Raw genomic sequence first — 12836 nt, 5'->3', positions numbered from 1 at the left:
GATTTTCAGTGGCCCTCCGGCGCGACAGTTTTGCCTTCACCGCCTTTCTCGGCGCCCTCACCGCGCTGCCGCCGCTGTCGATCGACATGGGCCTGCCGGGCCTGCCGGCGATTGAGGCGACGTTTGCGGATGCAGCCGGACAGGGGCCGCTGACGCTCAGCCTGTTCCTGGCCGGCTTTGCGATTTCGCCGCTGATCTGCGGACCGCTTGCCGACCGGTTCGGCCGCCGTGCCATCCTGCTCGACGGGCTGCTGCTGTTCTCGCTCGCCGCGGCGGCCTGTGCCTTTGCGCCGACCTTCACCATCCTGCTGGTGTGCCGGATGATGCAGGGGCTCGCCGCCGGCGCCTGCGCCATCCTGCCGTTCGCGATCGTGCGCGACGTGTTCGAGCACGCCGTGGCGCGGCATCAGTTGTCCCGGATCGCCGCGGTGCTCGGCATCGCACCGATGATCGCGCCCGTGCTTGGCGGCTGGGTCATGACGGTCAGTGACTGGCGCATGATCTACACCCTGCAGGCCGGCACCGGCCTGCTGCTGCTGGTCGTCGCCATCGGCATGCTGGACGAATCCCAGCCGGTCGACATGCGACGATCGCTCAATCCGGCGAGGCTGATCGAGAGCTATCGCAACGTCCTGACCGACCGCGCCTTCCTCGGCTATGCCCTGCTCTACGCCTGCGCCTTCGCCGGCATGTTCAGCTTCATCTCCGGCGCGCCTTCGGTGCTGATCGGAAGCCTTGGCCTGTCGACCACCACGTTCGCGCTGCTGTTCGGGCTGTCATCCTGCGGTGTGCTGATCGGGTCTTTGCTCAGCGGTCGAATGAGCCAGCGTCACGTCGCGTCGCGCAAGATCATCGCCGGGGGATTGCTGCTGACGGTTGCGAGCGCGCTGGCGGCGCTGGCGCTGGTCGCAGCCGGCGCGATGACGGCGTGGACCCTGATGCCGCTGATGGCGCTGACGCTGCTGGCCTTCGGCATCATCGCGCCCAGTACCAACCATGAAGCGCTGCAGAACCTGCCGCACGTCGCCGGCTCCGCAGCCGGGGTGATGCGCTCCCTGCAGATGGCCATGGGCGCTCTTGCCAGCGCAACAATTGCGGTGTTGGAGCCGTTCGGGCACCCGGCGCTGGTGATGACAGGGCTGATGACGATGCTGGCCGTGGCTGCCGGCGCGATCTTTCTATGGATGCTGCCGTCGGGCAGGAAGCCTGTTCAAACGTGAGGCGTGCGATCCGGGGCCGCTCCGCTTTGTGGGCAGGATGATACATATGAAAAAGGCTCGCGGGATCTCCCGCGAGCCTTTGTCTGTTAATGCCTGGTGTTCGATCAGGCCTTGTTCTTCTTCTTGCCGAACGCCGGCTTGAACACCGACTCGGCGCCCTCGCGCTTGGCCTTGGCGACGTAAGGCGGCTTCTCGGCGCGCGGCTTGTCGGACTTCGGCTTGCTATCGTAGCGCGGCTTGTCACCGGCATAGGGCTTGCGGTCGCCCTGCGGCTTGTCGTTCCAGGATTTTTCCTTGTAGGACGCCTTGTCCTTGAAATCCGGGCGATCGCCGTCCGAGGTCTTGCCGTAGCTCGGCTTGCGCTTGGCGTTCGAATAGTCGCGGTCTTCCGGCTTCGGACGCGCAGATGCGATCGCGCCTTCGGGGCCGTTCGGCAAGGGCTCGATGCGGATGTTGTCTTCCTTGTCCGGGCGCTTCACCATCACCAGGAATTTCTCGACCGCGCCGGCAGCGATCTCGAATTCGGAATTGGCGTCGTAGATCTTGATGGCACCGATGTCGTTCTTCTCGATGCCGCCGCGGCGGCAGATCATCGGCAGGAGCCAGCGGGCTTCGGCATTCTTCTGTCGGCCGATCGCGGCGCGGAACCACATCGAGCCTTCGCCCATGCTCTCGCGCGGCTTCGACTTTCGCGGGGCCTCGCGCGGCGCGGTGCGGTCCTGGCCGCGGGTGTCGCGCTCGTTGCGCGCATTGCTGCGATCCTCACGGCCGCGGAACGTGCCGGGATCCGACACTTCTTCCGGCGACGGCAGGCGGGCACGGTACAGACGCGCCAGAGCGGCGGCGATATCCTCGGCCGAACGCTCGGCGAGCATGGCGCGGGCCAGCGCCAAGTCTTCCTCGGTGGATTCCTCGGTGAACAAGGTGTCCTTCAGCATGCGCTGCTGATCGAGCGTGCGGATCTCTTCCACGGTGGGCGCACTGCCCCAGACCGCATCGATGCCGCCGAGATTGAGCAGCAGTTCGGCACGGCGCTTGCGCGCGGGCGGCACGAGCAGAACGCTGACGCCCTTCTTGCCGGCGCGGCCGGTACGGCCAGAGCGATGCTGCATCACTTCGGCGTCGTTCGGCAGGTCGGCGTGAATGACGAGGCCGAGATTCGGTAGATCGATGCCGCGCGCCGCTACGTCGGTCGCAACGCAGACACGCGCGCGGCCATCGCGCAGCGCCTGCAGCGCAGAGGTGCGCTCGTTCTGGGTCAGTTCGCCGGAGAGCGCGACGACGGAGAAGCCGCGCTCCTGCAGCACGGTCTGCAGGTGGCGAACGGCGTTGCGGGTGTTGCAGAACACGATGGTGCTCGGCGATTCGAAATAGCGCAGCACGTTGACGACAGCGTGGTCGACGTCGTTGGGCGAAATGCGGATGGCGCGATATTCGATGTCGGAATGGCCGCCATCGGCGCCGGCGACTTCGACGCGAAACGCCTGCTGCTGGTACTGCTTGGCGAGCGCCACGATGCCGCGCGGCAGCGTGGCCGAGAACAACAGCGTGCGGCGGGTCGACGGCGTGGTCTTGAGGATGAACTCCATGTCCTCGCGAAAACCCATGTCGAGCATCTCGTCGGCCTCGTCGAGCACGACGGCCTTGAGCTGCGAGACGTCGAGGCGGTTGCGGCGGAGATGGTCGCACAGACGGCCGGGCGTACCGACGACGATGTGGGCGCCTTCGGCGAGGTCGCGCTGTTCCTTGCGCGGGTCCATGCCGCCGACGCAGGAGACGACGCGCGCGCCGGCATATTTGTACAGCCAGGTCAGTTCGCCGTGGACCTGCAGCGCCAGTTCGCGCGTCGGCGCCACGATAAGCGCCAGCGGCAGGCCGGCCTTCGGCAGCTTCTCGGCGCCTTCCAGCAGATTGTCGGCGATCGCCAGGCCGTAAGCCACGGTCTTGCCGGAGCCGGTCTGCGCGGAGACCAGCAGATCGCGCCCGGCGGCGTCGTCGGCCAGCACGGCGGCCTGCACGGGAGTGGATTCATTGTAGTTGCGCTCGGCCAACGCGCGGGCGAGCGACGGACCAGTCGTTAGGAATGTCACGGAGATTTAAACCTTGGTTCTAAGGGACCGCTGTGCGGTCGGGACCCAATTTGGACCAAACGGAAACGAATCTGCCGCCCCTCGAATGGGCGGTCACGTCGGGTCCAGGAGTCCGGTGCGGGTGGTTGGCCGTTCTTTATGCTGTTCTGCAGCAAAAGGCCACTCATTGCTGCCATCTGCGTAAATTTTTGTCAGACCCGGTCGAAATCGGGTCAAAGCGGCGACGTGCACGGCAATACCGATGTCGAACGATGATGGCACGGGACCAGGCCGCGCAAGGCTGCCGTCGCGCGCGATCCGGTCTAGACTCGTCGCCTGAGTCGCGGTCGCGACGCATCGTCTTACGCGCAGGCCCGTCTTGGAAACTACCCTCTATCTTCCGGTCAAGAACCACCTCGAGAGCCTCGGCTTCACCGTCAAGGGGGAGGTCGGCGGCTGCGACCTCGTCGCCATCAACGGCGACGATCCGCCGCTGGTGGTGATCGGCGAACTCAAGCTGAGTTTCAATCTCGAACTCGTACTGCAGGCCGTCGATCGCGCGGCCTCCTGCGACGAAGTCTGGCTGGCGGCAAAGCTATCCATCAAAGGTAAAGGCCGCGAGAGCGACGCGCGTTACCGCAATTTGTGCCGGCGGCTCGGCTTCGGCATGCTTGGCGTCACCGAGGCCGGCAATGTCGAGGTGCTGGTCGCCCCCCACGCCGTCACGCCGCGGCGCAATCCGAAGAAGCGATCGCGGCTGGTGGTCGAGCACACCAAACGCCGCGGCGACCCCGCGCTCGGCGGCAGCACCCGCGCGCCGATCATGACCGCCTATCGCCAGCAGGCGCTGGCCTGTGCGGCAATGCTGGCGCCGGGCCCTCGCAAGGTTCGTGAACTGACACCGGACTACCCCGATGCGCAGAAGATCCTGCATCGTAACGTCTATGGCTGGTTCGTCAGCGCCACCCGCGGCATCTATTCGCTCACCGACGCCGGCCATGCCGCCCTGAAACGCTGGCCCCAGCCGGACCGCGGCGCCATTCATCCGTCAGAATTGGCAAAAAACTGAGCGCTTCGAATTGGAACCTGTTCTGCATGGCTGGGTTGTCAGAGCAGTTCGATATTGCAATGCAACATGAGCTTCGATATTTATCGCAATTCGAAAATGAGGCGAGCGATGAGCGAAGACTGGAATACGAAATATGGTACGCGGCGCGTCCGGCGCGATCCGCCAACCCTCGAAGAAGCCATCTTCGCCGCGATTGGCATCACGGAAGATCTCGACCAGCAGGCCGAGATCGCCGCGTCGCTGATGGGGCTGCCGCTTGAAGCGGTGCAAACCGAAGTGAAGAAGGCCTGCCGCACGGCCGCGCGTTCGACGCGGGTGATTGCCGGCGAACAGGGCGCTCAGCGCTCGATCGTCGTCGAACGCAAGGTGTCACGGCGCATCATTGGCAACGACAAGCGTATCGGCGCCTGATCCAGGCGGCCGTCGGCAGGGCGACGCGCCGTGCCCGCAGGCCTTCTCTCATGAAGGCTTTCGTAGACCCGCCACCGAGAACCACAGGCGCCAGCAGGCCCGGTTATAGTCTGACATCGCGCGTGCCACCTCCAGCACCGAGGTTTTCGGCCGGGCATCCGGCATCGGCGTGATGTCGATATTCCCGGAGGATTCGCCGTGCCGGAACGTCAGCCGCGCGCCAAATCTCCTGGCCAGCGCGCGCATCGCATCGTTCTGCGCGCCGGTAGTGATGCGCAGCGTGGGATAGCCGAGCGACCGCGCCTTTTCGATCAGCTTTGTGAACAGCATCGTGCCGACGCCCTGCCGGCGCACGGCCATTTCTACCGAGAACGCAATCTCGGGCAGCGAGCCCGGCGACAAATCAGGCTGGTGAAGTTCAGCGGCGCCGCGCACCACGCCGTTCTCGAAATAGGCGATGATGATGGTACCGTCGCTGACGCAGCGGGCGGCATAGATCGCCAGGAAATCGTCGTCGAGCGCGCCGTTGAAACGATCATGCCGGCTGTCGCGATCGAGCCGCAACAGGTGGTCGCGAAACAGCGGTAATTCACGGGCGCTCAGAACGCGCACCGTGCCGCTTTGGGCGGCGGGTCTGGCAAGGGTGGCCTGGTCCATCGAATCTCTCCTCGGAGTAGACCCTCGATGAAGCGTTCGTCTCCCTGACAGCCATTTTGGTGCAGCGCACCATAATTTCAAGAGGCGCGTGGCAAATTTGGCTCCGTGACAGCGATTATGTTTCGCGGCATAGCAGCCCATGCGCCACTTCCCGCCCCGCCGTATCGTATGCCTGACCGAAGAGACCGTCGAAACGCTGTATCTGCTCGGCGAGCAGGACCGCATCGTCGGCGTTTCCGGCTATGCCGTGCGCCCGCCCGAGGTGCGCCGAGACAAGCCGCGGGTATCGGCGTTCATTTCCGCCGACTTGCCGAAGATCCTGGCGCTCGATCCCGACCTGGTGCTCGGCTTCTCCGACATGCAGGCCGACATCGCCGCCGACATCGTCCGTGCCGGCATAGCCGTACACATCTTCAACCAGCGCGACGTCAACGGCATTCTGGCGATGATCCGGATGCTCGGCGCCATGGTCGGCGCGGCGGAGCGCGCCGAACAACTGGCGGAAGACTATCAGCAGCGCCTCGCCGGAATCGCCGCGGCGGCCTCCCGGCGCGACGCGCGGCCGAAAGTGTATTTCGAGGAATGGGACGACCCGCTGATTTCCGGGATCGGCTGGGTGTCCGAACTGATCGGCATCGCCGGCGGCGACGACGTCTTTCCCGAGCTACGATTCCAAAAAGCGGCGAAGGATCGCATCGTCGCGCCGGACGCGGTGATCGCGGCGGCGCCGGACGTGATCCTCGCCTCCTGGTGCGGCAAGAAAGTCGTGCCGGACAAGATCCGTTCACGCCCGGGCTGGCATGACATCCCCGCGGTGCGCAACGACCGCATCGTCGAAATCAAATCGCCGCTGATCCTGCAGCCCGGCCCCGCGGCGCTGACCGACGGGCTGGACGCGATCATAAAGGCGTTGTGGCCTGCACCGCCGTAGGGTGGGCAAAGGCGCACTCTTGTCCGCCGTAGCCCGCAGGGCGAAGGCGGATGCGCCGTGCCCACCATGTTCGCGAGTCGGTGGGCACGTCCCGCCGCGGTTCGCGCGACGAGACTTTGCCCACCCTACTGAAGCGACCTACAACGCCTCCACGCCGCACCACTCGGCGATGAACAGCGCCGTGGCCTTGGTGGATTTGCGCAGCGATTCCAGATCGACGAACTCGTTGAAGCCGTGCATCGCCTGGCCGTCGGCGCCGAAGCACAGGCTGGGGATGTTGTAGTTCAACCCGTAGAAGCGGGTGTCGGTGAGCGCGGTGAAGACGAGATCCGGCGTGGCCCCGCCATAGACCGCGTCGTAAGCCGTCGCGAACGCCGCCTCCGGCGCCGCCGAATCCTTCAGCTCGTAGCCCTCCGACAGGAACCCGGACCATTCGACCTGCGGCGGGCTGTTGGACAGGAAGCGATGGTTGCGTGCCGCCTTGGCGATGCAGGCGAGGATCTCGGCCTGTGCCTCGGCCACCGACCAGCCCGGCAGGATCGAGATCCGGCAGTCGACGTCGCACCACGCCGGCACCGAGGAGGCCCAGTCGCCGCCCTTGATGATGCCGGGGTTGAAGTTGATCGGATGATCGACCGCCCCGAAATGCACGTCGGAGGCGGCGCGCTTGTTCCACTCGACCTCGATTTCCTCGACCGCCTGGATCAGATGATAGGCCGCCTTGATGGCGTTGGCGCCGATGCCGGCCTCGAACACATGCGCCGGAAAGCCGCGCACCTTGATGCGAAACCACAGCACGCCGACCTGCGAGCGCACCATCTTGCCGGAGGTCGGCTCGGGGATGAAACAGGCGTCGGCGCGGTAGCCGCGCTGCAAGGTGGAAAGCGCGCCGATCCCGGTGGATTCTTCCTCGATCACCGACTGGAAATGGATCCGTGCGGTCGGCTTCAGGCCGGCAGCGCCGATCGCGTCGAGCGCGTATAGCGCGCCGATAGTACCCGACTTCATGTCGCAGGCGCCGCGGCCGAACATCTTGCCGTCCTTGATAATGGGCGAGAACGGCGGGGTATCCCACATGTCCAAGGGGCCGGTCGGCACCACGTCGCAGTGGCCCTGCAGAATGAGCGATTTGCCGGCATTGGTGGTCGGGCGATAGGTACCGACCACGGAACGGGCCTTGGAAAAATCATGCTCGATGGCGCCTGCGCCGCGCAGATCCTTGAGATCCGCCATGTCGATGTGCCAGTCGTCGACCTCATAGCCGCGCTCGCGCAAGAGATCGCCGATCATGTCCTGGCATGGGCCCTCGGCGCCGCGCGTCGAGGGGATCGAAACGAAGTCCTGGGTGGTCTTCAACTGCGCGTCGAACGAGGCATCGACGGCGTCCAGGATTCTTCGTTGCGTATCGGTGGCAGTCATTCGGCGGCTCCAGTCACGATTCAGTTCGAAATCGCCGGCACCCTAGCCCGATCGCCGCGCCCGCGGTATGACAGATTCCAGGCAGCAGCCGCCGCATCTTCGGGCATCGGCCAGGCCGGCTTTAAGAATCAAAGCCGCCTCTCTACAGTGGATGAGACAACCAAGGAGACATCATGCCCGCCAACCGCAACGTGCTTTTCCTGATCATCGGCGCGCTGGTCGTCGGCATCGGCGTGCTCGGCTACAATCTGTATCAGACCAAGAAAGAGCCGAGCGGCCTGCAGATCAATGTCGGCCCCGACGGCCTGAAGGTGCAGAACAAGTGATCGCGAAGCGCTCCGCTTTGGTGCTGGTCGCGGCTTTCGCGTCAAGCGTCTCGGCCTTGCCCGCATCTGCGCAGCTGCAGATATTCCCGCGCGAGCAGGATGTTCCGGAAGTGCGGCTCGGCCAGCGCGTCCAGGTCGATGACGGTTCCTGCCCGACCGGGCAGATCAAGGAACTGCTCGGCACCACGCTGACCACGGCCGGCGTGACGCGCGTTTCCAAATGCGTGCCGCGGCTCGGCACCAAGAAGCGCTAGCAGTTTCATCAGGCGCCGCTTCTCTTCACCTCTCCCCGCTGGGGAGAGGTGTCAGAGCGTCTCTGGTCTCGGGGGCAGACAGTCCAGCGCCCCTACTTCGCCGGCTCGAACATGCATTGCAGCGTCGGGCGCGCGATCTGGCTGAAGGTCGCGTTGATCATCGATTGCTTCGAGGCCGGAATCCAGTCGCGCTCGATCGTCGGCACGCCCCGCTCGCTGATGCCGCGCAACAGCGCCTCGCGCAGGTCGCTGTCCAAGACGTCAGCCAGAGCGTGATCGTGCAGGCAGCCGCACACCGCCTCCGGATGTTGCCAGCGCCCGACCATGTGCGGCGCGCACAGCCGGACGAACTCGCCGCGCTGGTCGGGCAGTTTCTTCCACGACCAGATCTGCGCCTGCGCGCTCCCCGTCGAAATGGCGAGCAACGCTGCGAGGCCGGCGGTGACGTTCAAAATGTTCATTTCGTTAATTTCAGTTGGCCGTGGCGCAATCAGTGGCTGGTGGCAAAGTGGATCGCCGGCGCGGTGAGCGCCGACGGCCCGTTATAGGCAAAGGCGCCACTTCCTGGCAGACGGTCGTCGGCTGATCCGGCCATCGAGGGGCCGGCCAGGACCAGTCCAACGGCAAGGATGAAACTGAGGCTGCGCATCTGGCGGTCTCCGGTTGAGCGGCTTGACGCCGCGTCGCTGGCCTATCTGTAGGCCGCGACCGTTTCCGGGTGCCGTCGCCGCAAGCGGGAAATGGTTTCACCGTGAGGGGAATTGTTTCGTCGCCCGCCCCTGCACGAAACACGAATCAGAGACCGGAAACGCCTGGTGTCCGGAGAATGATCTGCTCGCCCAGGACTCAAAAAAAGAACAGCCAAGCCGGTGAAACCGGTGTTTGATAGCAGCGCAGCACAGTTGATCCAGCGCATTGTCAAAAGATCAAGGATGCAGCGAAATGGAGACGGCACGAATTCCACAGTCAAACCGGGTTGTCACATGCCGTTAATGAAATTGCACCATTGACTGTCTAAAGCGACAGAGTGCCACGTGTGCAACCATTTCAGGCAACGGCGCGTTACCAGACCACTCCAGCAAAAGGATTGATGCCGTGGGAATGAGCAATATGCGGAGCAACGAGGCTACCGCTGCCGCGACCGAAACTCCCCGGCCCCCGAAAATTCGTCCGCCCGCCAAGTGCCTGGGCGCCATGTCGCAGCAGGGCTTCGGTGCCCACGGCAACGAATGCTATCCGCAGAACATGGTGCAACTGGTCGGTTATCGCAGCCCGCAGGCACTGGCCCTCGCCCAGGCGGAAGCTGTCGCCCGGATCCGCCTAAAACGCTCGCTGGACCAAGCGGCCGAATAGACCGCCCGCCATGGCTACTGAACGAAGTCGCCGCATTTCGCGATGGCGTTGCCGGCCTGGCCCCATGGCATGATCGGAACCGAGGACGTCGAGTTCTTCGGAGATCCCTCGATGATGCGGTCGGTATAAACCATATAGACCAGCACATTTCGCTTCGGATCGCAGCCGCGCACGATCTGCATTTTCTTGAAGAACATCGAGCGACGCTGCCGGAACATATCGTCGCCCTGCTCCATCTTGCCCTTGAACTTGATCGGGCCGATCTGCCGGCAGGCCAGCGAAATGTCGGACACCTCCTCCGCAAGCCCCAGCCAGCCCTTGAAGCCGCCGCGCTCCGGCACCGTGAAGTGGCAGGCAACGCCCTCGACCTCGGGATCGTCGACGCCGTAGGTCGCCAATTTGTCGTTCGGACTAAGCCATTTGAACACGGTGGAGCGCCGGAAGATCAGGTCCGGCTCGTCCGCGGCCAAGGACGGTGTGGACAATAGCGCGGCGAAGCCGAGCAACGCGGCCATACCGACCATCAAGAACCGGGCCGGGGCGCGGGAACCGTCGATAGTCATGCAAGTCTCCGTGAGCGTTGATCCCCATTTAGGCATTCCCTTGTGATTAGGAAGCCGAAACGCCGCGCTGTTAATCCAATGTGAGGCTTTTTTGTTACGATTGTACCGGATCACCTCTAGCCGACTCGCGCTGGTGAACCCAAAACTCCGTCTGCGAGACTGACGTATTTACCGGTTAACGAGGAATTTGGCGTGGGCGCATTTCAGGATTTAACGACCAAGTTCCGCGCGCCCCGCCGGATGATGACGGCAGCGATGATCGCGATCGCTGGCACAGCCTGGGCCGTGCCCGGCCATGCCGCCGTACTCTGGTCGGACGAAGACCCGATGCGGATGTCGCCGGAGCCGCTGCTGCAGGAGCCGCCGCGCCCGAAGAAAATCATCAGGCGTCCGGCAGCCCGGCCGGAAAAGCAGGTCAGCGAAAGCGCCAAGCCAGTCGGACCGCTGGTGGTTGCCATCTCGGTCGATCAGCAACGGCTCAAGATCTATGACGCCAATGGCCTGTTCGCGGAAAGCCCGGTTTCGACGGGCATGAAGGGTCACGCGACGCCGATGGGCGCGTTCAGCGTGATCCAGAAGAACAAGTATCACAAGTCGAACATCTACAGCGGGGCGCCGATGCCCTACATGCAGCGCATCACTTGGTCGGGCATCGCGATGCATGCCGGCATGCTGCCGGGCTATCCGGCGTCGCATGGCTGCATTCGCATGCCGATGGCCTTCGCCACCCGGATGTGGGGCTGGACAAGGATGGGCGCCCGCGTCGTGATTACCCCGGGCGAAATCTCGCCTGCCCCCATTTCCCATCCGCTGCTGGCCAGCCGCAAGCCCGACCCGGCGAGCGCGCCTGTGCCGATGGCTGCCGCGAATGGGCCTACGGTGAAGGCCGAGTTGCCCGCGACGGACCCCCGTCCGGCGATGTCCTCGGCCAGCCTCGAACTGAAGCCCGCCGTCGATCTGAACCATACCCGCACGGTATTCGACGCCCGGCGCGAACGCGAACAGAGCCAGACTGCCGATGCCAGCGGCGCGATCATGCCGCAGACCGGCGCGCTCACCCAGTCCGATGCTGCAACCATGCGGCCGAACGACCGGCTTCTCGTCACCCGCCGCGACGTCGATGCCGACGCGGCGCGGACGGTCGATCTGGCGATGGCCGAGGTCCGGGCGGACGAGGCCCGGCCGACCCGGCCCGACGTCCAGCCCCTCGACATGGGCATCGTCCCGGCCGCCGCGGCGACCAGCCCGGAAGCTCCGAAGGACGATGCTGCCAAGGATGATGCTGCCAGGAGCCCGGTTGCCGCCCCGGTGGCCGAGACGGCGCCGAAGCGCAGCGGCCAGATCGCGGTGCTGATCAGCCGCAAGGACGGCAAGATGTACGTCCGGCAGAACTATGCGCCGTTGTTCGAGGTCCCCGTCACGATCGGCGCCAGCGACCGTCCGCTCGGTACCCATGTCTTCACCGCGCGCATCGACAAGGCTGACACGAAGTCGATCCAGTGGTCGGTGGTCTCGATGCCGGCGGCGCGCGTTGCCGCCCGGAATGACCAGGACGACAGCAGCAGCCGTCGCCGCCGCTCGACCGGCGCGGTCGAGATGAATTCAGCGCCGGTGCCCGATGGCCCCGCCGAGGCGCTGGACCGTCTGACGATCCCGGCCGAGGCGATGGCGCAGATCGCGGAATCGCTGGCCACGGGCGGTTCGATCATCGTCTCCGATCTCGGCATTGCCGCCGGCGGCGAGACCGGACAAGGCACCGAATTCGTCGTGCCATTTCGCTAAAACCCGATTGCCCCTTCGTCCGTACATTGCGTACGAGAAGTCCCGGCATAACGTGGTGTCGGGCGCGAGCGCCGCGCCTCGCGCCAGTCTTGACCGCGGCTGATCCGCTTTGACGAGGTAACGATGATGGACCGCAGGCAGATACTGGGCGCGCTGGCCGCAATGGCCTGCGGCGCATCCGCCTCCCCCGTGCTGGCGCAAGGTGTGAGCCGCGTCACCGCCTATGGCTTTTCGTTTCCCGGGCTGCATGGCGGCGAGATCCGGCTCGCCGAATTTGCGGGCCGCCCGTTCATGGTGGTCAATACCGCCTCGCTATGCGGCAACACCCCGCAATATGCCGGGCTGCAGCAATTGTGGACCGAGTTTCGCGACCGCGGTCTGATGATGATCGGTGTACCGTCGAACGATTTCGGCAACCAGGAGCCGGGAGGCGAAACCGAAATCGCGGCGGTCGCGCACGGCCAGTTCAAGGTGAGTTTCCCGATGACCGCCAGGACCGTGGTGAAAGGCCCCGGCGCGCATCCGTTCTATAAATGGGCGGCCGAGGCTCGCCCGCGCGACCTGCCGCGCTGGAATTTCCACAAGTACCTGGTCGGGCGCGACGGCTATCTGGCCGATTCATTCGCGGATACGCTGCAGCCGACCGATACGCGCATCAAGACCGCGGTGGCCCGCGCCCTGGCCATGGCGTGAAGCGCCGGCGACGTGGCAATTGGGGATAAGGCCCTTCACCATGGCGTTGTCCGCCGAAGTCACGCTATGCTTGGTCGACGGTGGGTCCG

15 protein-coding genes are annotated in these 12836 nt (G+C 64.9%); 9 read left to right on the top strand and 6 right to left on the bottom strand.

The genetic code is table 11. The features are described from left to right. Nucleotides 1–8 precede the first annotated feature (8 nt). Nucleotides 9–1220, top strand: coding sequence for a multidrug effflux MFS transporter (locus FNL56_RS15080; RefSeq protein ID WP_143577957.1), 1212 nt, complete (start codon nucleotides 9–11; stop codon nucleotides 1218–1220). Nucleotides 1221–1324: 104 nt separating this feature from the next. Here the strand turns inward: FNL56_RS15080 and FNL56_RS15075 are convergent, their stop codons facing one another. Then, entirely contained in the window at nucleotides 1325–3310 is a 1986-nt protein-coding gene (locus tag FNL56_RS15075; RefSeq protein ID WP_143573652.1) for a DEAD/DEAH box helicase, read from the bottom strand. 358 nt (nucleotides 3311–3668) lie between these two features. Here FNL56_RS15075 and FNL56_RS15070 point away from each other — a divergent pair, with 358 nt between their 5' ends. Then, nucleotides 3669–4358: a DUF2161 domain-containing phosphodiesterase gene (locus tag FNL56_RS15070; protein ID WP_143573650.1), complete on the top strand. Its 690-nt coding sequence runs from the start codon at nucleotides 3669–3671 to the stop codon at nucleotides 4356–4358. A gap of 108 nt (nucleotides 4359–4466) precedes the next feature. After that, nucleotides 4467–4769, top strand: coding sequence for a hypothetical protein (locus tag FNL56_RS15065; RefSeq protein ID WP_143573648.1), 303 nt, complete (start codon nucleotides 4467–4469; stop codon nucleotides 4767–4769). Nucleotides 4770–4817: 48 nt separating this feature from the next. On the opposite strand, the gene FNL56_RS15060 is transcribed toward FNL56_RS15065, so the two are convergent. Continuing rightward, entirely contained in the window at nucleotides 4818–5426 is a 609-nt protein-coding gene (locus tag FNL56_RS15060; RefSeq protein ID WP_143573646.1) for a GNAT family N-acetyltransferase, read from the bottom strand. A 139-nt stretch (nucleotides 5427–5565) separates the two neighbouring features. On the opposite strand from FNL56_RS15060, the gene FNL56_RS15055 reads away from it, so the two are divergent. Continuing rightward, the gene (locus tag FNL56_RS15055; protein WP_143573645.1) at nucleotides 5566–6357 is read left to right on the top strand and encodes a cobalamin-binding protein; all 792 of its coding nucleotides are present in this window, start codon (nucleotides 5566–5568) and stop codon (nucleotides 6355–6357) included. 138 nt (nucleotides 6358–6495) lie between these two features. Here FNL56_RS15055 and FNL56_RS15050 read toward each other — a convergent pair whose 3' ends face one another. Continuing rightward, a complete protein-coding gene (locus tag FNL56_RS15050) occupies nucleotides 6496–7776 on the bottom strand; it encodes an ArgE/DapE family deacylase (RefSeq protein ID WP_143573643.1) in 1281 nt (426 codons plus the stop codon). Between the two features lie 173 nt (nucleotides 7777–7949). Between FNL56_RS15050 and FNL56_RS27720 the strand changes: the two genes are divergently transcribed. After that, nucleotides 7950–8102, top strand: coding sequence for a hypothetical protein (locus tag FNL56_RS27720; protein WP_168202942.1), 153 nt, complete (start codon nucleotides 7950–7952; stop codon nucleotides 8100–8102). Continuing rightward, a complete protein-coding gene (locus FNL56_RS15045) occupies nucleotides 8099–8356 on the top strand; it encodes a DUF6719 family protein (RefSeq protein ID WP_246660666.1) in 258 nt (85 codons plus the stop codon). Before FNL56_RS27720 ends, FNL56_RS15045 begins: the two co-directional genes overlap by 4 nt. Nucleotides 8357–8448: 92 nt before the next feature. Here the strand turns inward: FNL56_RS15045 and FNL56_RS15040 are convergent, their stop codons facing one another. Both FNL56_RS15040 and FNL56_RS27715 read right to left on the bottom strand, forming a co-directional pair. After that, entirely contained in the window at nucleotides 8449–8817 is a 369-nt protein-coding gene (locus FNL56_RS15040; protein WP_143573641.1) for a hypothetical protein, read from the bottom strand. Nucleotides 8818–8846: 29 nt separating this feature from the next. After that, nucleotides 8847–9005 (bottom strand): hypothetical protein, encoded by a 159-nt coding sequence (locus tag FNL56_RS27715; protein WP_168202941.1) that lies wholly within the window; start codon nucleotides 9003–9005, stop codon nucleotides 8847–8849. A gap of 452 nt (nucleotides 9006–9457) precedes the next feature. Between FNL56_RS27715 and FNL56_RS15035 the strand changes: the two genes are divergently transcribed. Further along, a complete protein-coding gene (locus FNL56_RS15035; protein ID WP_143573640.1) occupies nucleotides 9458–9709 on the top strand; it encodes a hypothetical protein in 252 nt (83 codons plus the stop codon). Nucleotides 9710–9723: 14 nt separating this feature from the next. On the opposite strand, the gene FNL56_RS15030 is transcribed toward FNL56_RS15035, so the two are convergent. Then, nucleotides 9724–10233: a CreA family protein gene (locus FNL56_RS15030; protein WP_143578590.1), complete on the bottom strand. Its 510-nt coding sequence runs from the start codon at nucleotides 10231–10233 to the stop codon at nucleotides 9724–9726. 279 nt (nucleotides 10234–10512) lie between these two features. Here FNL56_RS15030 and FNL56_RS15025 point away from each other — a divergent pair, with 279 nt between their 5' ends. Together FNL56_RS15025 and FNL56_RS15020 are read left to right on the top strand one after the other, a co-directional pair. After that, nucleotides 10513–12054 carry a L,D-transpeptidase gene (locus FNL56_RS15025; protein ID WP_143582548.1) on the top strand — a complete coding sequence of 514 codons (1542 nt, stop codon included), beginning with the start codon at nucleotides 10513–10515 and terminating at the stop codon, nucleotides 12052–12054. A 123-nt stretch (nucleotides 12055–12177) separates the two neighbouring features. Next, entirely contained in the window at nucleotides 12178–12747 is a 570-nt protein-coding gene (locus FNL56_RS15020) for a glutathione peroxidase (RefSeq protein WP_143573638.1), read from the top strand. Nucleotides 12748–12836 lie beyond the last annotated feature (89 nt).

The sequence above is a fragment of the Tardiphaga sp. vice304 genome (assembly GCF_007018905.1).
Taxonomy (GTDB): domain Bacteria; phylum Pseudomonadota; class Alphaproteobacteria; order Rhizobiales; family Xanthobacteraceae; genus Tardiphaga.
Note: the sequence above shows the minus strand (reverse complement) of the source record. Positions and strands in the feature narration are given on the sequence as shown.

Bases quoted from the DNA above. Each gene is read 5' to 3' on its own strand.
- FNL56_RS15065 (WP_143573648.1), top strand. From the start codon at position 4,467: ATGAGCGAAGACTGGAATACGAAATATGGTACGCGGCGCGTCCGGCGC.
- FNL56_RS15060 (WP_143573646.1), bottom strand. From the start codon at position 5,426: ATGGACCAGGCCACCCTTGCCAGACCCGCCGCCCAAAGCGGCACGGTG.
- FNL56_RS15055 (WP_143573645.1), top strand. From the start codon at position 5,566: ATGCGCCACTTCCCGCCCCGCCGTATCGTATGCCTGACCGAAGAGACC.
- FNL56_RS15050 (WP_143573643.1), bottom strand. From the start codon at position 7,776: ATGACTGCCACCGATACGCAACGAAGAATCCTGGACGCCGTCGATGCC.
- FNL56_RS27720 (WP_168202942.1), top strand. From the start codon at position 7,950: ATGCCCGCCAACCGCAACGTGCTTTTCCTGATCATCGGCGCGCTGGTC.
- FNL56_RS15040 (WP_143573641.1), bottom strand. From the start codon at position 8,817: ATGAACATTTTGAACGTCACCGCCGGCCTCGCAGCGTTGCTCGCCATT.
- FNL56_RS27715 (WP_168202941.1), bottom strand. From the start codon at position 9,005: ATGCGCAGCCTCAGTTTCATCCTTGCCGTTGGACTGGTCCTGGCCGGC.
- FNL56_RS15035 (WP_143573640.1), top strand. From the start codon at position 9,458: ATGAGCAATATGCGGAGCAACGAGGCTACCGCTGCCGCGACCGAAACT.
- FNL56_RS15030 (WP_143578590.1), bottom strand. From the start codon at position 10,233: ATGGTCGGTATGGCCGCGTTGCTCGGCTTCGCCGCGCTATTGTCCACA.
- FNL56_RS15025 (WP_143582548.1), top strand. From the start codon at position 10,513: ATGATGACGGCAGCGATGATCGCGATCGCTGGCACAGCCTGGGCCGTG.
- FNL56_RS15020 (WP_143573638.1), top strand. From the start codon at position 12,178: ATGATGGACCGCAGGCAGATACTGGGCGCGCTGGCCGCAATGGCCTGC.